The organism is Algiphilus sp., from assembly GCF_023145115.1.
GTDB lineage: Bacteria > Pseudomonadota > Gammaproteobacteria > Nevskiales > Nevskiaceae > Algiphilus.
This window is the reverse complement of the sequence record NZ_JAGLEJ010000004.1, coordinates 1-21,091: the sequence shown is the minus strand read 5'-3', so window position 1 is coordinate 21,091 and position 21,091 is coordinate 1. Positions and strand designations below refer to the sequence as shown.

Sequence of the window (21,091 nt, the reverse complement as noted above, 5' to 3'; positions counted from 1 at the left end):
TCACGCGTCCGGCGTGACCGGCACCAGTCGCCGCCCGGCCGGCAGCAGCGGCAGGTACAGCGCCAGTCGCACGGGCCGGCCCTCGTCCGCGAACAGCGCGGCGTAGGCGGCGAGCTGGGGGCGGTAGCGCGCGATCTCGGCGGCGATGAAGCCGTCGAGGTCGCCGCCCTCGTGGTGGCCGGTCTTGTAGTCGACGATCCAGCGCGTGCCGTCCGCGTCGACGAAGGTGCGATCGATGCGCTGGCGCCGGAAGATGCCGTCGGCGATGGTGTCCATGGCCAGCTCGCAGTCGGCGCCGCCGGGATGCTCCTGCAGCAGCCAGCGGCCCTGCTCGTCGTTGAGCGTGTTGTCGGCGGCGCGCAGCACCTGCGCGACCACGTCGGTGGCCGTGCCGTCGTCCAAGCCCCAGGCGTGCGCCTGCGCGGACAGCCAGTCGCGGTGCGCTTCGAGCGGTGCGGCATCCCACGCCGGGAGTCCTTCGGTGGCGATGCGCTCGACCACGAGGTGGTAGAGCGTCCCGAGCACGCGGGCGCGCTCGCCGGCCCAGTCGAAGGGCGGCAGCGATTCCGGCGTGATGCGGGGCGCCGCCGCGGGCGGCAGGCCGCCGGTATCGGCCGGCGATGCCCAGTCGGCGGGCAGGCGGTACAGCGGTGGCTCGACGGTTTCGGCGGGTGCGGCCTCGGTGTCGGGCGCCTCTGCCGCCTCGGCCTCCCGGAGGTGCATCGCCACCTCGTCGGCCACGCCGGGCCACAGGCGCGACAGCAGGCCGTTGCCGGTCTTGATGTCGCCCCTGGCGTTGCGCTCGACGTGCGCGAACAAGTGCAGGTGACGGATGGCCCGGGTGGCGGCCACGTAGAGCAGGCGATCGGTCTCGGCGCGGTCGCGGGCCGCCTCGACGCCCTTGTGCAGCAGCGCGAACAGCGCGTCGCGGTCGGCGTCGCGTCGCGGCAGCGGCGCGAGCAGCGGCTGCTCGTGGTCGGCGGTCAGCACGCTGCTCTGCACCAGCGCCGGTCGCGCGCCGCTGTTCGGCGGGCGGTGCAGGCCGGGCAGCACGACGTGGTCGAACTGCAGACCCTTGGCCTTGTGCATGGTCATGATCTGCACGCGGCACTCGGCGCCGGGCGCGCCGGCCGCGTAGAGGCCGTCCAGCGCGTGGCGCAGTGTCTCGGGTGCGATGGCGGTGGCGCTGTCGCACGCAGCCGCCAGCGCCTCGAGCAGCGCCTCGGCGTGGTCGAGGTCGTCGGCTTCGAGCGCGCAGGCGGGGCCGCCCAGGTCGCGCCAGCAGCGTTCCACCAGCGCCGCCAGCGGTCGGCGTCCGCGCTGGCGCATGGCGGCGCGGAGGATCGGCCGGATGCGGCCGAGCCGGTGCCGGCTGTCGGCGTCCAGCATCACGCGGTCGGCATCGGCGCCATCGATCACCGGCCAGAGGGGATTGCCGGGCGTCGCCGCGTCGCACAGCGCCTGCAGCGCCGGTACCGGCAGGCCGCAGCACGGCCCGCGCAGCACCGCGAGCCAGGCGATGCGGTCCGCGGGATTGTTGAGCGCGCGGGTGATGGACAGCAGGTCCTCGACCACGGGGCGCTCGGCCAGCGGATCGATGTCGACCGCCTGGGCGGCCACGCCGGCGGCGGACAGCGCGGGCAGGATGTGCCGCAGGTGCCCGCGGCTGCGGACGAGGATGGCGAGGGTCTCGCCGGGCGGCACCGACCCGCACAGCGCGGCGATGCGCTGCGCCTCCGCCTGCGGATCGCACAGGTGCCACTGCACCGCCGCGCCGTCGTCCAGGGCCGGGCGCGTGGCCTCGGAAGCCTCGTAGGCCACCGCGCCGCGCTGGGCGTCCTCGCCGCCGAGCACGGCCGGGAAGCGCGTGTTCACCCAGTCGACGACACCCGCCTGCGAGCGGAAGTTGCGCGACAGCCTCAGCGCTTCCAGCGGCAGCGCTCCGACACCGTGGTCGCGCGCCTGCAGGAAGAGCCCGACGTTGGCGTTGCGGAAGCGGTAGATGCTCTGCATGGGGTCGCCCACCAGGAACAGGCTGCGCCCGTCGCCGGGCGCCCAGCCGGCGGTGAGCCGCTCCAGCAGGCGCATCTGCACGTCGGAGGTGTCCTGGAACTCGTCGACCAGCAGGTGCTGGATGCGCTGATCCATGCGCAGGAGGAGCGGGCTGGGCTGCTCCGGGTTGCCGAGGGCGTCGAGCGCGCGCAGCGTGATCTCGGTGTGATCGGCGGCGCCCTGCTCGCTGAAGCACAGTGACAGCTCGGCGAGGGCGTGCCGGAAGATGATCAGCAGCGCCTCCAGCACCTGCCACTGCGCGTCGTCGTAGCGCGGCGCCACCAGCGTCGCCAGCTCGGCGATGGCGGCCTCGGCGTCCGGCGTGGCGGCGAGGTCCTGCAGCAGGGCCGTGTGCACGGCCTTGGCCTCGCGCGCCTCGGGGGGGAAGCCGTCGTTCTTGTTGACGGTCAGACGGAGATTCCGTCCGTCCTGCTTCAGCAGCAGTGCGCACAGCCGCGGCCAGTGCCCGCATTCGGCGGGATCGGTCGGCAGATGGCCTATGGCCACTGCCGCGTGCAGCGCATCGTCGTCGGGCAGCGCCTCGGCGGCGCTGCACGCCGAGGCCCACCAGGCATCGCGCTGGTCGGCGCGCAGTGCGGCGGTGGCGCGGGCCATGGTGTCCGCGCACAGGGTGGCAAGCGCGTCCTCCAGTGCGCTGCGCATGGCGCCGGTGTCGGCGGACAGCAGTCCGCGCCAGGCGTCGCGGCGCCCGAGCAGCTGCGCCAGCATGTCCGCGAGCCGGCCGGCATCGCCGTCGACGTGATCGAGGGTGGCGCGCAGCGCGCGGCCCAGGGGGCCGCTCTCGTCGCGCTGCGCGACGACCCGGCGCGCGGCCTCGCGGTGGATCGGCCGGGCGTCGTCGAGCAGCTGGGGCATGCCCCCGGCGGCGGACAGCCAGGGCGCCTTGCGCACCAGCATCCCGCAGAAGCCGTCGATGGTGGTCACGCGCAGGCGATTGCCCGCCGTGGACGGCTCCCAGCCGCACGCGGCGGCGCGCGCGCGGGCCGCCATCGCCAGCGTGCGCGTGCGGCGTTCGTGGTCGGTGTCGCAGTTCCCGGGTGGCCGCTCGCTCTGCAGCTCGCCGAGGATGCGGCGGCGCATCTCGGCGGCGGCCTTGCGCGTGAAGGTCATCGCGACCACGTGCTCGGGGGCATCCACCTGCGCCAGCAGCGCCAGCACGCGCTGGGTCAGCAGCTCGGTCTTGCCGGAGCCGGCCGGTGCCTGGACGATGAAGCTGCGCGCGGTGTCGAGCGCGGCTTCGCGCGCCCGGGCGTCGGGGTGGGCGCTGTCGGTGGTCGCGTTCATGCCGCGTCCCCGTCGTCGGCGGTGGCCAGCCGGTCGCGGGCGTGGATCCGGCACAGCGGCTGCAGATCGCAGCGCCGGCAGACGCCGGCCAGCGGCGCCACGCGCGCATCGCCGGCGCGCAGGCCGGCGGCGGTGGCGGCGAGCTGGGCATCCCACAACCGGCGCACGGCCGGCCAGTCCTTGTCGTCGAGGACATCGGCGGCCGGCCGGCGCAGCTTCTCCACCGGCGTGAGCGCGGGCAGCGCGTCGACGCTGTCGTTGTCGATGAGGCCGGCATAGCCGGTATCGCCGGCACGGAGCACGGCGTAGGCGACGCCCACGCAGTCCGCGACCAGCTCGGCGTAGACCGCGAGCTGCGGAGAGGACAGCGTGTTGCCGACCGCGGACGCGGCGCGGCCGGTCTTGTAGTCGATGACGACGCGCCCGAACCCGGGCACGAGGTCGACGCGGTCCGGACGCACGCGCAGCGGCACGCCGTGCACGGTGAGCTCGTGGTCGCGCCGCCGGGCGTCGCTGTCGATGTCGGCGCCCTCCAGCCATTCGACATGGAAGGGCGCGCGCGCCCGGTCCGCGTCCAGCAGCGCATTGGCGTGGCGCTGCATGCGCACGGATTCGACCGCGACCACGCCGTCGCTGAAGCGGTGCGGTGCGCGCTGGCGTCGCTCGTCGAGGCAGGCATCGACGCATTCGCCCACCAGGTCGCGCTGGGCGGCGGCGTCGAGCCTGCCCAGGGCGGTGCTGTCGCCCAGTCGCCGCCAGATCGCGGCCATGATCTCGTGCGCCAGCACGCCGCGCTCACGGGCGTCCGGCGCCGGCTCGGGCTCGGCCGGCGCATCGGCGGCGAGCGCGTGATGCGCCAGCGCGCGGAACGGGCATTCGGCGTGCTCGCCGAGGCGGCGCTCGCCGCCGCGCAGCGCCGTGCCCGGTGGCGGCGGCTGCGCGCGCGCGTCCTGCCAGCCTTCGGTGGCCGGGCGCTGGGCCTGCCAGGCCGGCGGGTGCGCGGATGCGGCCGGCTCGGCGGGGGCACCCGGCGCGGGCAGCAGCGGCGACAGGCGCGCGGGCTGCTCGTCGATGGTGGTGGCCCAGCTCAGCACGATGTCGGGCGCGGACTGCAGCAGCTCGCCGGTGATGGCCCGGGCCCGGGCCAGCTGGCCGTCGGCGCTGGCCTGCGGCACGCCGGCGGCGCGCTGCACGGTTTCCGGGATGAGCGCGACCGGGCGCGCCCCGGGCGGCCAGGCGGTCTCGTCCATGCCCAGCACATGGAGGGTGTCGAAGTGCTGGCCGGCAGCTTCCAGCAGGCCCATCACCTGGATGCGGGTGTCGCCGCCCTGCGGCTGGAACGGCTGGTCGTTGAGCTGATCGCGCAGGCGGGACAGCGCCGCGCGCGCGCTGATGCGGCCGCTGACGGCATCGGTGCGGGCGAAGTCGCCGAGGGCCTCGTTCCAGGCACGTTGGGCCTGGAACTCGGCGCTGTCGAGGACGCCGGGCCAGTGCAGCGCATCGAGCAACGCCGCGAAGCGCTGCGACCAGACGGAAGGCGGGGCCTGCTCGCGGTCGGGCACGAGCCCCCGCAGCGGCGCGCTCAGCGCCACCGGCGCCTCGGCGTACTCCAGCGCGCGGGCGGCGGTGGCGGGTGTCACGCGTTCGAATCCGCGATCGCGCAGGGTGTGCTCGGCGCCTGCCAGCCAGGCGGGATGCTCGGCGCCGAGCCAGTACGGCGACCGCAGGCAGCGGCACGCATCCTCGATGGCGACACCGCCGGGCGAACAGGCCCAGTCCAGCCATGCCAGGGCGGTGGCCACCACCGGCTGCACGGCCAGCGCGTCTCCCTGACTGACGGCATAGGGGCGTCGCGCCGGGTCGTCCTCGGGGCGAAGCCACGGGCAGAGCACGGCGTCGAAGCGACGGCGCAGCGCATCCAGGCGGCCGCCCAGATCGGGCACCACCACGCCGATGCGTGCATCCGGTGCGCGCAGGGCGTGCTCGCGGATGGCGCGCGCGGTGACGTCGAGCTCGGCGCCCGGGTCGCGGCACGGTTGGTGGCTGATGGCGGGCGTGACCGGCTCGTCCGGCGTCAGGCGTTCCAGCCGGCTGCCGGCCTCGGCCAGCGTGTCGAGCAGGGCCTGCTGGGCCGGGGTGGTGCGGTCGAGCGCAGCGATCACCAGCCGTCCCGGAACCGCGAGCGTGCCGGCGCGCACGCTTTCGGCCAGCAGGGCGGGCAGCTCGGCGCCGGTGACGGCGCCCAGGGCGTGCAGGCGGTCGCGGAAGGTCCGGGTCCAGGCGTCGAAGGCGCTGGCATCCTCGTCGTCGGCAAGGCGCAGCGGCAGGGTGATGTCGTAGTCGTGGGCGCTCTGCCAGGCTTCCGCGGCGAGGCGGCTCATGCCGGGCGTCTGCAGCAGCGGGCGGTTGCGGGTGGCGTCCTCCACCACCGCGCGCCACAGCGTGCGCGCTTCGGCATCGCTCAGCAGGCGTGGCGCCGTGCGGCCGGCGCGCGCCTCGGCCAGGGCGTGCTCGGCGTAGCGGTCGGTCAGCCAGGCGCGCCAGTGGCGGCAGTCCGGCGCGCGCCATGCGGTGGCGCCCTCGCCATGCCGCTGGCGGGCGTAGTCGCGCACGAGGTCGTCCGCCAGCCGCCGCGTGGCGCACAGCACGGGCGCGTCGGCGGGGGCCGATTTCCAGGCGGTGAACAGCGCTTGGCGCGAGATGCCCTGCATGAGCCGAAGGGTAGGTCAAACCATGGGCCTCTGCGCCCGCCGCCGTATCATGCCGCCATGCACTATCGGCACGCCTATCACGCCGGAAACTTCGCCGACGTCTGGAAGCACTGCGTTCTGCACGCCACGCTGACGGCGATGAATCGGAAGGCCAGGCCCTGGTCCTACGTTGATACCCACGCCGGTGCCGGGCGCTACGCGCTGAACTCGGCGGCGGCGGACAGCACCGGCGAGTGGCGCGACGGCATCGGGCGCCTGCGCGCGGCCGCCGACCGTGCGCCCGAGGCCGTGCGTGCCTTCCTGCAGGTGGTGGACGCCGCCGGTGACGGCTGCTATCCCGGCTCTCCCTGGCTTGCGATGCAGATGGCGCGGCCCGACGATCAGCTGCTGCTGGTCGAGTCGCAGGCGCCCATCGCCGACGCACTGGCCGACTGCTGCGGCGCGCGCGCCACCGTGCAGCGCCGCGACGGCTATCGCGCCGATGCGCTGCTGCCTCCACGCCACGCGCGCGGCCTCGTTCTAGTCGACCCGCCCTTCGAGCGGCCCGACGAGTTCCGCGCCGTCGCCGATCTGCTGGGGCGCTGCGCCGATCGCTACAGGCATGCCGTGCACATGCTCTGGTACGCACGCAAGAACGCGGTCGAGGCCGACCGCATGCTGCGGCGCGTCGCGCGCGCCTTCGATCGGCCGCTGTGGCATGCCATGGTCGACCACGGGGCGGCCGGCGCCGGCCGCATGCACGCCTGCGGCGTTGCGCTGGTCAATCCGCCCTACGGGCTCGACACGCAGCTTGCCGAACCCCTGGCCTGGATGGCCGGGATCCTGGCGCGCGATCCGCGCGCCACCCACCGACTGGAATGGATGGAACCATGACGGAAAAGCCCGCCATCGAGAGCCTCGGCCGGGGCCGCTTTCTCGAGCTGCTGCGCGACGGGCGCTGGGAATACGCGAGCCGGACGGTCGGCAACGGCGGTGCCGCGGTGGTGGCCGTGACGCCGGCGCGCGAGATCGTGTTCGTGGAGCAGTTCCGGCATCCGGTGGGGGCTCGGGCCATCGAGCTGCCGGCCGGCATCGTCGCCGACGACGGTACCGGCGAAACCCCGGAGACCGCGGCGGCGCGCGAGCTCGAGGAGGAAACCGGCTTCCGGGCAGCGCGTATCGCGCTGCTCATGTCGGGGCCCACCGCGCCGGGGCTGACCTCCGAGCGCACGCACATGGTGCTGGCGACCGGGCTGGCGCGTGTCGGGGCTGGCGGCGGTGTCGCCGGCGAGGACATCGTCACGCACGTGGTGCCGCTCGACGATGCGCCCGCGTGGCTGTCGGATGCCGCTGCGAGAGGGCTTGCCGTCGAGCCCAAGGTCTACGCCGGCCTGTTCTTCGCGGGCCGCCTCGGCGACGCCGATATCGCGGCGGTGGATTGACGGCGGAGCAGGGGGCTGAACCAGCAGAAGGGACAGCAACCCCGGCTCCGGGACAACGTTGCGCTCGCGCCTCCTCACGCGGGAGGCGGAGCGGCATGGCAAGGGGACAGTATGCTCGTTGCGTCAATAGGGCGTCACGGATGAGCCGTTAGCGCCTGCAATAAGCACGCTGTCCCTCATGCCGCTCCCGGAGTGGCGCGTGGCCACCCCGGGGCATCGCTAGTTGCGCACGACCACCTGGTCGCCGTGCACGGTGACCTTCTGACCCGGGCTCAGGTGTGAAGCGTCCGACATCTCGAAGGTGCGCGTGCCGCCGTTGTCCATGCGCACCGTGACGCGATAGGCGGTCTGGGTGCGGATGCGTTCCTCGGCCTTGTGTCCGGCGTAGCCGCCTGCCAGCGCGCCGACCACGGTGGCGATCTTGTTGCCGCTGCCACTGCCGATCTGGTGGCCGAGCACGCCGCCCGCGACGGCGCCGCCGACCGCGCCGGCCCCCAAACCCTTGCCGCGAACCTCGAGCGGCTCTACGCCGGCGACCGTCCCGCAGGTATCACACACCGGTTCCGGAGCCGGACGCGCCGGCGCGGGTCGCGCGGCGGCGGGCTGGGCGCTGCTCGTCTGCGCGGGAGCCGGCCCGGTCGCCGCGCCGGCGTCCTCACCGGACGGCTTGCCGCTGTCGCCCGCGGCCTCCGCGGCCTGCTCCTCGGCCGAGACCGGATCCGATTCCAGGGCCTCGCCGGTGCAGGCCCCCAGCGCGAACAGGGAGGAAAGCAGGAGCGTGGGTACGATCAGACGGGGCATGGCGTGACTCCTCACACGAAGTTTTATGGCCGGTATCATGCAGGCGCGGGCTGAACGGGCGATGAGCCGCCGGACGGTCCCCCGCGCTTGCAAGTGCGGGGCTCAGCCTCTATCATCTCGCGCCTTTTCCGGGCTGGACAAGCCGCGTTTCGCGGCGGCTTTTTGACGGATATCCAAATGAGCACCTTCTTTGCCAATGCCCAGAACGCCAAGCGCGACTGGGTGATCATCGACGCCGAGGGCCAGACGCTTGGCCGCCTCGCCAGCGAGATTGCACGCCGGCTGCGCGGCAAGCACAAGCCCGAGTTCACGCCGCACGCCGATGTGGGCGACTACGTCGTGGTCGTCAACGCCGAGAAAGTGCGCGTGACCGGCAAGAAGATGAGCGACAAGATCTACTATCGCCACACCGGGTATCCGGGCGGCATCAAGTCGACGACGCTGAGCGATCAGCTCGCCGACCATCCCGAGCGCGTCATTCAGAAGGCGGTTCGCGGCATGCTGCCGCGCGGTCCGCTGGGTTACGCGCAGTTCGGCAAGCTCAAGGTCTACGCTGGCGCCGAGCATCCGCATACCGCGCAGCAGCCCGCTGCCGTCACTCTCTAAAGCGATCTTCCCGATATGAGCGCCACGCAGAACTACGGAACGGGCCGCCGCAAGACGGCCGCCGCACGCGTCTTCCTGAAGCCGGGCACCGGCAGCATCACGGTCAACGGCAAGTCGCTGGAGGACTACTTCGGCGGTCGCGAGACCTCGCGCATGATCGTGCGTCAGCCGCTCGAGACCGTGGAGTCGCTCGATCGCTTCGATTTCACCATCACGGTGTCCGGCGGTGGTCCCAGCGGCCAGGCCGGTGCCATCCGTCACGGCATTGCCCGTGCACTCGCCGACTATGATCCGGAGATGAAGTCGCCGCTGCGTGCCGCCGGCTACATCACGCGCGACCCCCGTGCGGTGGAGCGCAAGAAGGTCGGCAAGCACAAGGCGCGTCGCAGCATCCAGTTCAGCAAGCGCTGATGCCCCCGGAGTGCGGGGCCGGTCTTTGCATCGGCGTCGCGCTCTGGTAGGTTTTTGTGTCCTGCTGGGGGATCGTCTAACGGTAGGACAGCGGACTCTGACTCCGCCAGTCTAGGTTCGAATCCTAGTCCCCCAGCCATCTCCGGAGGCCCGCCGCGCGCGGGCCTCGTCATGTGCGCGGCATGCGGCCGCGTCCTCCGTCGGGACGGGCTTCCACGATGTGGTTCAAGAATCTCCAGCTCTTCGTCAGCGACAACCGCTGGACACTGAACGCGGCGGAATTCGAGGAGCGACTGCAGGCGAGCACGCTGCAGCCGGTATCCGGTCTGCAGTGGAGCTCCGAGGGCTGGCTGTCGCCGCGGGGCGACGCGCAGCTCGTCTTCGGCCAGGACCGCCAGCTCCTGTTCGCGTACGGCGAAGAGAAGAAGCTGCTGCCGGGGCCGGTGATCCGTGACCAGGTGGCGTCACGCGCGCAGACCTTCGAGCAGGTCAAGGGCTTCGCGCCGTCGCGCAAGCATCTGCGCGAGCTCAAGGAACAGGTGACCACCGAGCTGCTGCCGCGCGCCTTCGGGCAGCGCAAGGTGACACGGGCGTGGATCGATCCGGAACGCGGCCTGCTGGCGATCGATGCGGCGAGCGTCGGGACCGCCGAATCATTGCTGGCGCTGCTCGGCAGAACCGTCGAGGGCAACGGTTTCGCGCCGCTCGGCTGCGAGCCTTCCGTGGGCGCGCAGATGACGCAGTGGCTGGCTTCCGGCGAGGCCCCCGAGCCCTTCGCGCTGGACGACGAATGCGAGCTGGTGAGCCCGCAGGCGCAGCGACCGGCGGTGCGCTACGCCCGCCACAGCCTCGACCTGCCCGAGATCCGCACCCACCTGTCCGCCGGCAAGTTCGTGCAGCGCCTTCGCCTGTCCTGGCGCGACCAGCTACGCTTCACGCTCGACGATCAGATGCAGGTCAAGCGTGTCCAGGTCGAGGAGTCGGCGTCCGACAGTGAGGCCGATTCCGACCCGGACGCCGCGTTCGCGGCCGATTTCATGCTGATGTGCAGCACGCTCGGTCCGATGATCGATGATCTGCGACGGGTGCTGAACGCGGGCGCGGAGTGACGCCTCTGCGGGATGCGCGTACGGCACACGGACAAGGGAATCGGGGGCAGTAACCGGATTCCCGCGGGGGCGACCCGCTACCGACGCCGCGGGGACCACAGCACGGCCGAGAGACGGAAGGAGACAGACGGCAGGGGGACATGGCAGGGGACAGTATACTAATTCTCCCGAGAATTAGTATACTGTCCCCTTCTTTCTGCTTTCGGTCCCGGAGTGCGGGGCTCAGTCGTTGCGCTCGCGCCAGTCCGACGGCCGTTCGAAGATGCCGGCCCATAGACCGCGCCCGGCGAGCGCTGCTTCGCGTTCGATGTCGACATAAGGTGAGTCGACGTTGTTCGCTACGGCATAGCCCTGGCGGACCATCCACTCGTTGAGATTGGCGCCGTAGTGTCTGCAGACGCCGGTATAGACGCCCGATTCGAGCAGTGCCACCTCGCAGGTCACGCGGTCGCGTTGCAGGCGCTGCTCCAGCAGGGCGGTCATGTCCTCGCCGCAGCGGTAGGGCAGGCCCGACTCGCGCCGGCAGAGCTGCGCAGGCTCGGGTGCATCGATGCCGGAGAGGACGACGACCGCGTCGTCGACCTCGAGCGTGTCGCCGCTGAGGACTCCGGCGCGTCCGGCGATGGTCTCGGTGGGCTCGGGCGGCGACTGGTCGGCCGGCAGGAACCAGCTGGAGCGGTCGGGCGGGCCGGTGGTCTTGGCCGGTTTGGGGCGATCCTCGCCGAAGGTGGCGCAGCCGCTCGCGCCCAGCGCGATGACGGCCAGAGTGACGAGCCGGAGCTGGATGGGTCGGTATTTCACGCGCCGAATGATAGCCCGCATGTCGTGCTGCTGCCGCATGTCCGGCGCGCGGTACCGCGCATCCCGCCCATCCTCCAAGGTGAACCGCCTGTCGCCTTTGGTGCGCCAGTGCCGACGGCAGCGCGTAACGTACCCCTCGAAGTCTCCCTGTGGCCGGCTCCAGCGCGATCCCCCCGATCCAGCGCTCTCCCCCAACCCCGAGCCAAGCCGGCCAGCTGGCCCCGATCACCGATCGGGGCCTTTTTTGTGCGCCGGGGCCTTCTACAAGCGCTGGCACGAGTCGCCCGGTGCGATCGGGGCGCTATCCTGCCGGCATGCGCCTCATGTCATGCACGACGGGTACGGGCTTTCCATGAGCGGTCGTTCGCGACGACTGTTGTGGGCCGGTGCGCGCACGGTCGGGCGATCACTCGGCGCCAGCGTGCGCGCCTGGCGCGACCCGGAGGCGCGAAACCGGTTCTGGGCCGCCACCGGCGAGGACTGGTTCGCGATGCTGTCCGAGATGAAGGGCGCCGCCATGAAGCTCGGTCAGCTCGCCTCGCAGTACGACGACCTGCTGCCGCGCGAGCTGGCCGATGCCCTGCGCAGGCTCCAGCGGACGGCGCCGCCGCGACCGCTCGCCGACCTGGAAGCGGTGATGGCGGAGGCATGGACGCCGGCGCAGCGTGCCCGCCTGGTGGCGATCGAGGAGCCGGCCGCGGCGGCGGCGTCGATCGGGCAGGTGCATCGCGCGCGCCTGGACGACGGCCGGCTGGTCGCGCTCAAGCTGCGCTATCCGGAAGTCCGCACCGCCATCGACGAGGATGTCGCCGCTCTCGGTCGCCTGTTCCGCATGGCGCGCATCGCGCCGGTCGACGGCCGGGCCCTGGATGCCGTGCTCGCCGAGATCCGGACGCGCTTCGTCGAGGAGACCGACTACCGCCACGAGCGCGCGAGCCTGGAACGACTGCGCGTGGGCTGCCGGTACCCGTTCATCCGCATGCCGGAGTCGATACCGGATCTGTGCACCGAGTCGACGCTGGTCACCACCTGGGAGGCCGCCGACGATCTCGAGACGGCGCGCGGGTGGTCGCAGGCCGAGCGCGACCGCCTGGGTGATCATCTGGCGCGCTGGGTGGTGGCGCAGGTCTTCGATATCGGCTTCGTGCACGCCGATCCGCATCCCGGCAACTTCGGATTCCACCGCGACGGCACCATCACGGTCTACGACTTCGGTTGTGCGGTTGCCGTGCGCGCGGAGGCGCGCCGCCACATGGCGGCCGGTCTGGCGGCAGGTCTCGATGGCGACTGGGCCGGCGTTCATCATGTGCTGCAGGCGGTCGGGGCGGTCCCCGCCGGGCGGGCGCTCGCCGCGGCCGACGAGGCGCTGTTCCGCGATGTGCACGCCGCCGTGACCGCGCCGCTGCTCGCCGGACCGACCTTCGACTTCGGCGACGGCGCCATCATCGATGCGGCCCGTGCGGTGGGCCGCCGTCACTTCCGCTCGGCGTTCTCCTACCGGCCCGTTCCGGAGCTGGTCTTCGTGTCGCGCACGCTGTCCGGGATGTACTGGCTGGAGCGCAGCCTGGGCGCGCGCGTGCGCATGCGCGCACTGCTGCACGCGGTAGCGCGCAAGGGCGCCTGCTAGCTGTGTAACCCCGGCAGGTTGTTCATGGGCAGGCAGAGCCGGCTGACGGGTGGTTGATGGTTCAAGCTGGCATGAGGGCGGTGCCAGTTGTAGTGATGTAGCCAGTACGGCAGATGCGTTGCGCGTCGGTCGTAGTGTGTGTGGCGCGGGCATAGGCCCGCTCGCGTAACGCAGTCTGGATCAGCCGCTCGGCTCGGCCGTTGGCGCGCGGTCGACAGGCTTTCGTGCGTGTCGGATGCCCAGGCGGCGGTAGTAGCGCACGGCTGCAATCAGGGCGCGCCAGGTGCTGGCGCCGGTTTCGTCCGGTTTGATCGTCGCCCAGCTCGCACGGCTGTGATCGTCGATGGCGATATGCACATAGTCCCAGCCCGCCCGATACGAGTGTCCTGCCTGGCGATCGCTGGTCACGCGATGCCCCGGGCCCCGGAACCGGCCGAGCTTCTTGATATCGATATGCAGCAGGTCGCCGGGCGCATCGTGCTCGTAGCGCGTGACCGGCGGCGCGGGATCAAGTGCCGACAGCCGGTTCAGTCCAGCGCGCCGGAGGACGCGGGCCAGCGTGCCAACCGGCACCCCGACCGCCATGCTGATCGCCCGATAGATGCGGCGCTCGCGCCGCATGGCCTCGATTCGCGTCGGGTGGCCTCGGGCAGGCGACGCGGGCAATGCCGCTGCCGTGAGCTGCGTTCCAGCAGCCCGGACCACCCGTCCTCCCGATCCCGACGCAGCCACTTGTACGCGGTACGGGGGCTCACGCCTGCCGCCCGGGCGGCTTCGACCGGTCGAAGGCCGTACTCGAGGATGCGACGTGCCAACAGGGCTCGACCGCGAACGGTCAGACGCGCATTCTTGTGCGTGTTCATCCGGGTTGTTCCTGACGCTGACGGACATTGACCCCCATCAGCGTCGGGCCAGTGGCCCGGATGAACAACCTGTTGAGAGATCACAACTAGAGCGGTTCAGGGGAGGGGAGGATATGAAAGCACGCTTGCTGGCGGCGATGGGGGCGGCGCTCGTGCTGGGCGCATGCGGCGACGACGCGACACCGCGCTTCGAGCGGATCACCACGCCGGAGGCGCTGTCTGCGCACAGCGCCGAGTTCGAACGCGGCATCGAACAGATCACCGACGGCGTCTGGATCGCCATCGGGTACGGCCTGGCCAACTCGGTGCTGATCGAGGGAGACGACGGTGTCATCGTCATCGACACCATGGAGACGATGGAGGAGGGGCGCGAGGTGGCGCGCGCCTTTGCCGAGCGCACCGACAAGCCGCTGCGCGCCATCGTCTATACGCACAACCACACCGATCACGTCTTCGGTGCCCAGGCCTTCGTGGACGTGCTCGGCGTGCAGGGTGTGCCCGTAGAGATCATCGGCCACGCCGACACCGAGAAGCTGGTCAACCGCATCGTGTCGGAGTACCGGCCCATCATCACGGCGCGTTCCTTCCGCATGTTCGGCACCGCGCTCGACGACGCCGCCTTCGTCAACAACGGCATCGGCCCGCGGCTCGGCATCGATGCGGAGTCGCGCTTCGGGTTCGTGGCGCCCACCCGTACCGTGGCCGAGCGCACCACGCTCGAGATCGCCGGCGTGCGCATGGAGATCGCCCATGCGCCCGGCGAGACCGACGACCAGCTCTACGTCTGGCTGCCCGATCGCAGGGTGCTGGCACCCGGCGACAATCTGTACAAGACCTTCCCGAATCTCTACACCATCCGCGGCACGCCCTACCGTTCACTCAAGGACTGGGCGGCGAGCCTCGACGCCATGCGCGCGCTCGGCGCCGAGCACGTTGCGCCCAGTCACACCCGGCCGCTGCACGGCGCCGACGAGATCGCGCGCGTGCTGACCGCCTACCGCGACGCCATCCGCTACGTCTACGACCAGACCGTGCGCTGGATGAACGCCGGGCTGACACCCGACGAGATCGTCGAGCGCGTGCAGTTGCCGCCGCATCTGGCATCGGAGCCTTATCTTCAACCGTTCTACGGCACCGTCGAGTGGTCGGTGCGCGCCGTGTTCGCGGGCAATCTTGGCTGGTTCGACCGCAATCCGAGCCGGTTGCGGCCGCTGGCGCCACGCGCAGAGGCCGAGCGCATGGCGCGGCTGGCGGGCGGCCGCGACGCGCTGAAGGGCGCGCTGGACACGGCCGCTGCAGACGGCGATCACCAGTGGGTGCTGGAGCTTTCCGACCATGTGCTGCGCCTGGATCCGGACGATGCGGCCGCACGCGCGGCACGGGTGGCCGCGCTGACCGCATTGGGCGAGGCGGCGGCCAATCCCAACGCCCGGCACTACTACCTGATGTCGGCCGCCGAGCTGCGCGACGGGCTGCGACTGGCTCCGATCAACAGCGGATCCGACGCCATGATCGCGCAGCTCCCCATGGCGGTGGTCATGGACGCGCTCGCCACCAATCTGCGCGCCGAGGACGTGCTCGACGTCGAGCAGCGCGTGGCACTGCGTTTTCCCGATACCGGCGATGCGTGGACCCTGTGGCTGCGCCGCGGCGTCCTGGAGCCGGTTCCGGCGCTGCTCGACGAACGCGACCTGCTGGTCGAGGTGGATTCGCTGGCGTGGAAGAAGATGCTGGGCGGACAGGTCAACCCGGCGCTGGCCATCGCAAAGGACATGACCTTCGTCGAGGGCGGGCGCGTCGCCTTCGCGCGTTTCCTCAAGCACTTCGAACCGGTGCGCGCGGCGCCGGAGCCCGCGCCGCTGGCCGCGGTCGACTAGACGTCGTCGCGATCCAGGCGGTGCTGATCGAGGTGTTTCGCCCCGGCCTCGCGCTCGTCCGCGGCGCGTTGCTTCTCGGCCTTGGTGCGGCCGCTGCGCAGGCGGTTGTGCTCGGCCTGCTCGCGCTTGTCGTCGCGTGCGCGGCGCTTGCGATGCTGACGGAGGTTGACGATCCTGCTCACGGGTTGATCGGACGATGATGCGGCACGATGCCGCCTACACTATGCCGGAACGGGTTCGCGGAGAAGCGGAGAGCATGCGATTCATTCTGGCGATGCTGCTGGCCTGGGCCATGGCCGGCGGCGCCTCGGCGCAGAGCGTACGCATCGACAAGCGCATCATCCAGGTGGGCGACAGCGAGGCGCATGTCGTGCGGGTCGCCGGTCCGCCGGATCGCATCGTCACGCTGGAGGCGCGCGCGGGCGGGGCGGTCGGCGAGCGCTGGACCTGGTACCACGTCGACGATCCGCACAACGACCGCTCGCTGGTCATCCGCATGCGCGACGGGCGGGTGGTGGATCTCGAATCTGAAGTGCACAGATGAAGAGTGCCCGGTGACCATCTTCGAACACATCATTGCCGGCGACCTGCCGGCCAGCTTCGTCCATCGCGATGCCGACTGCGTCGCCTTCATGGACATCCATCCGATCACGCGCGGGCACGTGCTGGTGGTGCCGCGGCAGCCGGCCGAGACCATCGGCGAACTGGGCCCGGAACTGCGCGCGCATCTCTGGGAGACCGCGCACCGCGTCGGTCAGGCGCAGCAGCGCGCGCTGGGCAGCCGCGCGCAGCACATGCTGCTCAACGACGGCCGTGCCGCCAGCCAGACCGTGCCGCATGTCCACGTGCACGTCATCCCGCGCTACGGTCGGGACCACGCGCGCGCACTGGTGCGCATCGCCTGGCACATCACGACGCTGGCGCTGCCCACCCGCGAGTCGCCCGCGCGTCGCCGGCGGCTCGACGCCGATGCCGCGGCGATCGCGGCGGCGCTGGCGGCGCCCCGGCCGGGCTGACGGTCAGGCGTCGGGCAGCGTGATGCGCCCGTCGAGAAAGGTCACCGCCCGGCCGCCGATGCGGACGCGTCCGTCGGCGACCCGGCACGCGACCTCGCCGCCGCGCGCCGATATCTGGCGTGCGCGCAGCGTGTCCCGGCCGAGGCGCTCCGCCCAGTAGGGCGCGAGCGTGCAGTGCGCCGAGCCGGTGACGGGATCCTCGGGAATGCCGTAGCGCGGTGCGAAGAAGCGGCTGACGAAATCGCTGTCGCCATCGCCGGGTGCGGTGACGATGACGCCGCGTCGATCCAGCGTCGCCAGCTGCGCCATGTCCGGCGCCAGTGCGCGCACGCCGTCGGCGTCCTCGAAGACAGCCAGCCAGTCGTCCGCGGCCAGTACCGCGCTCGGTGCGCTGCCCAGCCCCGATACCAGCGCGGGCGGCGCGGTGGCGGTTTCGGCGGGGGCGGCCGGGAAGTCCATCCAGAGCTCGCGGCCGTCCGGACGCACGGTCAGGACCCCGCTCCGGGTGTGGAAGCGCACTTCCGGGTCATCGCGATCGAGATGCGCATAGAGCACGTGCGCCGATGCCAGCGTGGCGTGGCCGCACAGATCGACTTCGCGGGTGGGCGTGAACCAGCGCAGCCGGTAGCCGTCGCCCTCCGCCACGAAGAAGGCGGTTTCGGAAAGCTGGTTCTCCATCGCCACGGCCTGCAGCGTGGCGTCGTCGAGCCATTCCGTCAGCGGCACGACCGCCGCCGGGTTGCCGCCGAACAGGCGGTTGGTGAAGGCGTCGACCTGGAACTGTCTGAGCTGCATGCGATGCTCCCGCCGGATCGGCGCCGATTATGCGCCCGTCGGCTGCCGGGTTGAATCGCTCGTGCGGGGCGCGCACGCTCGCGCAAGGATCCGACGCGGACATGTGCGATGCATTCGAGCGGGGCATCGTTGATCACGGGGCTTGCATCGGGTCGACGATCCGCCGCGCGCCGGCGGGTTGCGAGCCGGCTCCGGTCCGACTGCCGGAGGAGGGCCCCGGATGCCCAAGGCCGGGGCTGAGCTGCCCGAACCGAAGCCCGGTGATAGCCGGCTGGGGGTCGCGCTCGTGCTCGTCCTGCTGGCCCCGGCGTCGCTGTTCACCGACGCGCTCCCGGATACCGGGGTCATGCTCGGCATGGCCGCGATGCTCGCGGTCTGGGGCGGCATTGCGCGGATTCGCCATTTTGCGCGCCATGGTTGAGGCGGGCGGGAGCGCTCGCGGAGCGACCGTGCATGAGTGATCGCATGTCGTGGTGTCCATGGCCCCCGGCGTGGCCGTTGTGGCTATTGCTGCCGGCGCTGGCCGCCTGCGGCGAGCCCGACTGGCGCGAGATGACGGTGACCGCCAGCGCCTACAACGCGGTACCGGGGCAGACCACGGCCGTCGACCCGGATCTGGCCGCCTGGGGCGACCGCCTTGAGCCCGGGATGCAGGTCATCGCGGTGTCGCGCGATCTGCTGCGCGAAGGCCTCGTCCGCGGCTCGCAGGTGCGCATCGAGGGGCTGCCCGGCACCTGGGTGGTCATGGACAAGATGCATGCCCGCTGGCGCCGCAAGATCGATCTCTTCATGGGCGACGACCGGCGCGCCGTGCGCGAGTGGGGCATCCGCGAGGTCGCCATCCGCTGGCGGCCACCGCCTGAGTCCTGACGGCGGCTGCCGTGGTCACGCGGCCGTCCGGTCCTCAGGGGACGCGGATGACCAGGTTGCGGATCTCGGTCATGTCCTCGATGGCGAAGCGCACGCCCTCGCGCCCGAGGCCGCTGTCCTTGACGCCGCCGTAGGGCATGTTGTCGGCGCGCCACGACGGGACATCGCCGATGACGACGCCGCCCACCTCGAGCCGATCCCAGGCCTCGAGCATGCGGTAGAGATCGCGCGTGAAGATGCCGGCCTGCAGGCCGAAGGCGCTGTCGTTGATCACGTCCAGCGCGCCGGAGAAGTCGTCGAAGCGCGACAGCACCGCGACCGGACCGAAGGCTTCCTCGGTGCAGATCGCCTGGTCGCGCGGCACGTTCTCGAGCAGGGTCGGTTCGAGGATGGCGCCGTCGCGGCCGCCGCCGCACAGGACCCTGCCGCCGGCGTCGACCGCCTTGCCGATCCAGTCGGTGAGGCGCTCGGCCTCCGACTCGGCGATGAGCGGCCCGACGAAGGTGTTCTCGTCGGCGGGGTCGCCGCTGATCAGCTTGCCGGTGGCCGCCACCAGCTTGTCGCGGAAGGTGTCGTAGACGTCGGCGTGCACCAGGATGCGCTGCACGCCGATGCAGCTCTGGCCGGACTGGTAGAAGGCGCCGAAGACGATGCGGGCGACCGCGTCGTCGATATCGGCGTCGCTGTCCACCAGCACGGCGGCGTTGCCGCCGAGCTCGAGCACGACCTTCTTCTTGCCGGCCTTTGCCTTGAGCGCCCAGCCGACATCCGGCGAGCCGGTGAAGGACAGCAGCTTGAGGCGCTCGTCGGTGGTGAAGAGGTCGGCGCCGTCGCGCTTGCAGGGCAGGATGGAGAAGGCGCCCGCCGGCAGATCGGTCTCGGCCAGCACTTCGCCGATGACCAGTGCGCCGATCGGCGTCAGGCTCGCCGGCTTGAGCACGAAGGGGCAGCCCGCCGCGATCGCGGGGGCGACCTTGTGCGCGGCGAGGTTGAGCGGGAAGTTGAACGGCGAGATGAACGAGCAGGCGCCGATCGGCACGCGCCGGTACTGGCCGCGATAGCCCTTGCTGCGGGCGCCGGTCTCCAGATTCATCACCGTGCCCTCGATGCGCACCGACTCCTCCGCCGCCATGCGGAAGGTGTCGATGAGGCGGGTGACCTCGCCGCGGCTGTCCTTGATGGGCTTGCCGGCCTCGATGCAGAGCGCCTGCGCAAGCTCCTCGGCGCGCTCGGTGAAGCGCGTCACGCAGTGGTTCAGGACCTTCTGGCGCTCGTAGGGCGGCATGGCGCGCATGTCCGCGGCGGCCGCTTCGGCCGCCGCGATGGCGCGATCGATGGCGGCCGCGTCCGCCAGTGCCACGCGCGTGGCGACCGTGCCCCGGTATTTGTCGCGCACCTTCAGGTCGGCGTTGGGCTGCTCGGGCTTGTTGGCCAGATAGAAGGGGTAGCGTTCTGCCAGCATGGAGAGCTCCGGTCGGGGTGGGTGCGGATGGCGTGCGGGGGGCGCGCGCCGTCGCCGGCCAGTGTAGGCAAGCGCCGCGATGCGATCAGCCGTCTGCCTGCAGCGCGCGGCTGGCCCCGGGGATCTCGTGGTTGAGAATGCGCCCGTTGTCGCGATAGTCCACCGGGACGTCGACCAGATGCACGCCGCCCGCGGAAAGACAGCGCTCCAGCAATGCAACCAGATCCCCGGTCGCCTCGAGGCGGTGGCCCTGCGCGCCGTAGCTCCTGGCGTAGGTCACGAAATCCGGGTTGGCGAAATCGAGCCCGAAGTCCTGCAGCCCCATGTGCTGCTGCTTCCACTTGATCATCCCGTAGGCCGAATCGTTCAGCACCACGACCACCAGATCGAGCCCCAGACGCACCGCGGTCTCCAGCTCCTGCGAATTCATCATGAAGCCGCCGTCGCCGCAGATCGCCATGACGCGCTTGTCGGGGTGCACCAGCTTGGCCGCCATTGCCGACGGCAACCCCGCACCCATGGTGGCGAGCGCGTTGTCCAGCAGCACGCTGTTGGGATGCGCGGCGCGGTAGTTGCGCGCGAACCAGATCTTGTAGATGCCGTTGTCGAGCGCGATGATCCCGTCCTCGGGCATCACCTTGCGCACGTCCGCGACCAGCCGCTGCGGCGTGACCGGGAAGGCGGGATCGTTGGCGCCTTCCTGCTGATGCGCGTGCATGGCGTCGCACACCTTGCGCATGAAGGTGAAGTCCCAGCCGGGTTGCGGCTCCAGCGTCTCGTTGAGCTGCCACAGGGCGTTGGCGATGTCGCCGACGATCTCGACGTGCGGGAAGTAGACCGGATCGACCTCGGCCGAGCGGTAGTTGATGTGCAGCACCTTGCGCGCGCCGCTCTTCATGACGAAGGGCGGCTTCTCGATGACATCGTGGCCGACGTTGACGATGCAGTCGGCCTGCTCGATGGCCCGGTGCGGGAAGTCGCCGTCGGAGACGGCGGCGTTGCCCAGGCACAGCGGATGGTTCTCGTCGACCACGCCCTTGCCCATCTGCGTGGTGATGAAGGGGATGCCCTGACGGTCGACGAAGGCGCGCAGCATGCGCGCGCAGCGCTTGCGGTTGGCGCCGGCGCCGATCACCAGCAGCGGGTGACGCGCCGCGCGCAGCACGGTCACCGCGCGCTCCACCGCCTTGTGCTCGGCGATGGGACGGCGCACCTCGCTGGCCGGGATGGGCAGCTCATCGACATCCTCGGCGGCGATGTCCTCGGGCAGCTCCAGGTGGGTGGCGCCGGGGCGCTCCTCGTCGGCCAGGCGGAAGGCCTCGCGCACGCGCGCCGGAATGCTGGCGCCGCTGACGATCTGCCGG

Annotated in this window: 19 protein-coding genes, 1 tRNA gene and 1 pseudogene; 12 read left to right on the top strand and 9 right to left on the bottom strand. The window is 71.5% G+C overall.

The window, feature by feature from the left end; genetic code table 11:
- Both KAH28_RS01250 and KAH28_RS01245 read right to left on the bottom strand, forming a co-directional pair.
- Nucleotides 1–3,357 carry an exodeoxyribonuclease V subunit beta gene (locus KAH28_RS01250; RefSeq protein ID WP_290573984.1) on the bottom strand — a complete coding sequence of 1,119 codons (3,357 nt, stop codon included), beginning with the start codon at nucleotides 3,355–3,357 and terminating at the stop codon, nucleotides 1–3.
- Nucleotides 3,354–6,068 carry a PD-(D/E)XK nuclease family protein gene (locus KAH28_RS01245; protein ID WP_290573983.1) on the bottom strand — a complete coding sequence of 905 codons (2,715 nt, stop codon included), beginning with the start codon at nucleotides 6,066–6,068 and terminating at the stop codon, nucleotides 3,354–3,356. Before KAH28_RS01245 ends, KAH28_RS01250 begins: the two co-directional genes overlap by 4 nt.
- Nucleotides 6,069–6,125: 57 nt before the next feature.
- Here KAH28_RS01245 and rlmJ point away from each other — a divergent pair, with 57 nt between their 5' ends.
- Nucleotides 6,126–6,941 carry a 23S rRNA (adenine(2030)-N(6))-methyltransferase RlmJ gene (gene rlmJ, locus KAH28_RS01240; protein ID WP_290573982.1) on the top strand — a complete coding sequence of 272 codons (816 nt, stop codon included), beginning with the start codon at nucleotides 6,126–6,128 and terminating at the stop codon, nucleotides 6,939–6,941.
- The gene (locus KAH28_RS01235) at nucleotides 6,938–7,489 is read left to right on the top strand and encodes an NUDIX hydrolase (protein WP_290573981.1); all 552 of its coding nucleotides are present in this window, start codon (nucleotides 6,938–6,940) and stop codon (nucleotides 7,487–7,489) included. Before rlmJ ends, KAH28_RS01235 begins: the two co-directional genes overlap by 4 nt.
- Nucleotides 7,490–7,708: 219 nt before the next feature.
- On the opposite strand, the gene KAH28_RS01230 is transcribed toward KAH28_RS01235, so the two are convergent.
- On the bottom strand, nucleotides 7,709–8,290 hold the full coding sequence (locus KAH28_RS01230; protein WP_290573980.1) for a glycine zipper 2TM domain-containing protein: 582 nt from the start codon (nucleotides 8,288–8,290) through the stop codon (nucleotides 7,709–7,711).
- Nucleotides 8,291–8,467: 177 nt separating this feature from the next.
- Here KAH28_RS01230 and rplM point away from each other — a divergent pair, with 177 nt between their 5' ends.
- From rplM to KAH28_RS01210, 4 genes are all read left to right on the top strand, one after another.
- Nucleotides 8,468–8,896, top strand: a complete 429-nt coding sequence (rplM, locus tag KAH28_RS01225) for a 50S ribosomal protein L13 (RefSeq protein WP_290573979.1) — start codon at nucleotides 8,468–8,470, stop codon at nucleotides 8,894–8,896.
- 15 nt (nucleotides 8,897–8,911) lie between these two features.
- Nucleotides 8,912–9,307: a 30S ribosomal protein S9 gene (gene rpsI, locus KAH28_RS01220; RefSeq protein WP_290573978.1), complete on the top strand. Its 396-nt coding sequence runs from the start codon at nucleotides 8,912–8,914 to the stop codon at nucleotides 9,305–9,307.
- 65 nt (nucleotides 9,308–9,372) lie between these two features.
- A tRNA-Gln gene (locus KAH28_RS01215) sits at nucleotides 9,373–9,446 on the top strand.
- A gap of 79 nt (nucleotides 9,447–9,525) precedes the next feature.
- Nucleotides 9,526–10,416, top strand: coding sequence for a recombination-associated protein RdgC (locus KAH28_RS01210; RefSeq protein ID WP_290573977.1), 891 nt, complete (start codon nucleotides 9,526–9,528; stop codon nucleotides 10,414–10,416).
- 222 nt (nucleotides 10,417–10,638) lie between these two features.
- Here KAH28_RS01210 and KAH28_RS01205 read toward each other — a convergent pair whose 3' ends face one another.
- The gene (locus KAH28_RS01205; RefSeq protein ID WP_290573976.1) at nucleotides 10,639–11,217 is read right to left on the bottom strand and encodes a thermonuclease family protein; all 579 of its coding nucleotides are present in this window, start codon (nucleotides 11,215–11,217) and stop codon (nucleotides 10,639–10,641) included.
- 352 nt (nucleotides 11,218–11,569) lie between these two features.
- Here KAH28_RS01205 and KAH28_RS01200 point away from each other — a divergent pair, with 352 nt between their 5' ends.
- On the top strand, nucleotides 11,570–12,844 hold the full coding sequence (locus KAH28_RS01200) for an AarF/UbiB family protein (protein ID WP_290573975.1): 1,275 nt from the start codon (nucleotides 11,570–11,572) through the stop codon (nucleotides 12,842–12,844).
- Here the strand turns inward: KAH28_RS01200 and KAH28_RS01195 are convergent.
- A pseudogene (locus KAH28_RS01195) lies at nucleotides 12,841–13,707 on the bottom strand (IS481 family transposase). The gene KAH28_RS01200 and the pseudogene KAH28_RS01195 sit on opposite strands and share 4 nt — an antisense overlap.
- Nucleotides 13,708–13,820: 113 nt before the next feature.
- On the opposite strand from KAH28_RS01195, the gene KAH28_RS01190 reads away from it, so the two are divergent.
- Complete coding sequence (locus KAH28_RS01190; RefSeq protein ID WP_290573974.1) at nucleotides 13,821–15,584, top strand: alkyl sulfatase dimerization domain-containing protein; 1,764 nt, start codon at nucleotides 13,821–13,823, stop codon at nucleotides 15,582–15,584.
- Here KAH28_RS01190 and KAH28_RS01185 read toward each other — a convergent pair.
- Nucleotides 15,581–15,766, bottom strand: coding sequence for a DUF4169 family protein (locus KAH28_RS01185; RefSeq protein ID WP_290573973.1), 186 nt, complete (start codon nucleotides 15,764–15,766; stop codon nucleotides 15,581–15,583). The genes KAH28_RS01190 and KAH28_RS01185 overlap by 4 nt on opposite strands.
- Nucleotides 15,767–15,840: 74 nt before the next feature.
- On the opposite strand from KAH28_RS01185, the gene KAH28_RS01180 reads away from it, so the two are divergent.
- Together KAH28_RS01180 and KAH28_RS01175 are read left to right on the top strand one after the other, a co-directional pair.
- Nucleotides 15,841–16,128, top strand: a complete 288-nt coding sequence (locus tag KAH28_RS01180) for a hypothetical protein (protein ID WP_290573972.1) — start codon at nucleotides 15,841–15,843, stop codon at nucleotides 16,126–16,128.
- Nucleotides 16,129–16,138: 10 nt separating this feature from the next.
- Nucleotides 16,139–16,600 (top strand): HIT family protein, encoded by a 462-nt coding sequence (locus tag KAH28_RS01175; protein WP_290573971.1) that lies wholly within the window; start codon nucleotides 16,139–16,141, stop codon nucleotides 16,598–16,600.
- A gap of 3 nt (nucleotides 16,601–16,603) precedes the next feature.
- On the opposite strand, the gene KAH28_RS01170 is transcribed toward KAH28_RS01175, so the two are convergent.
- Nucleotides 16,604–17,395, bottom strand: a complete 792-nt coding sequence (locus KAH28_RS01170; RefSeq protein ID WP_290573970.1) for a PhzF family phenazine biosynthesis protein — start codon at nucleotides 17,393–17,395, stop codon at nucleotides 16,604–16,606.
- A 220-nt stretch (nucleotides 17,396–17,615) separates the two neighbouring features.
- Here KAH28_RS01170 and KAH28_RS01165 point away from each other — a divergent pair, with 220 nt between their 5' ends.
- A complete protein-coding gene (locus tag KAH28_RS01165) occupies nucleotides 17,616–17,816 on the top strand; it encodes a hypothetical protein (protein WP_290573969.1) in 201 nt (66 codons plus the stop codon).
- Between the two features lie 32 nt (nucleotides 17,817–17,848).
- On the top strand, nucleotides 17,849–18,265 hold the full coding sequence (locus tag KAH28_RS01160) for a hypothetical protein (RefSeq protein WP_290573968.1): 417 nt from the start codon (nucleotides 17,849–17,851) through the stop codon (nucleotides 18,263–18,265).
- Nucleotides 18,266–18,299: 34 nt separating this feature from the next.
- On the opposite strand, the gene KAH28_RS01155 is transcribed toward KAH28_RS01160, so the two are convergent.
- On the bottom strand, nucleotides 18,300–19,727 hold the full coding sequence (locus tag KAH28_RS01155; RefSeq protein ID WP_290573967.1) for an aldehyde dehydrogenase family protein: 1,428 nt from the start codon (nucleotides 19,725–19,727) through the stop codon (nucleotides 18,300–18,302).
- 85 nt (nucleotides 19,728–19,812) lie between these two features.
- The coding region (locus KAH28_RS01150; protein WP_290573966.1) for an acetolactate synthase large subunit at nucleotides 19,813–21,091 on the bottom strand (1,279 nt) is incomplete at its 5' end.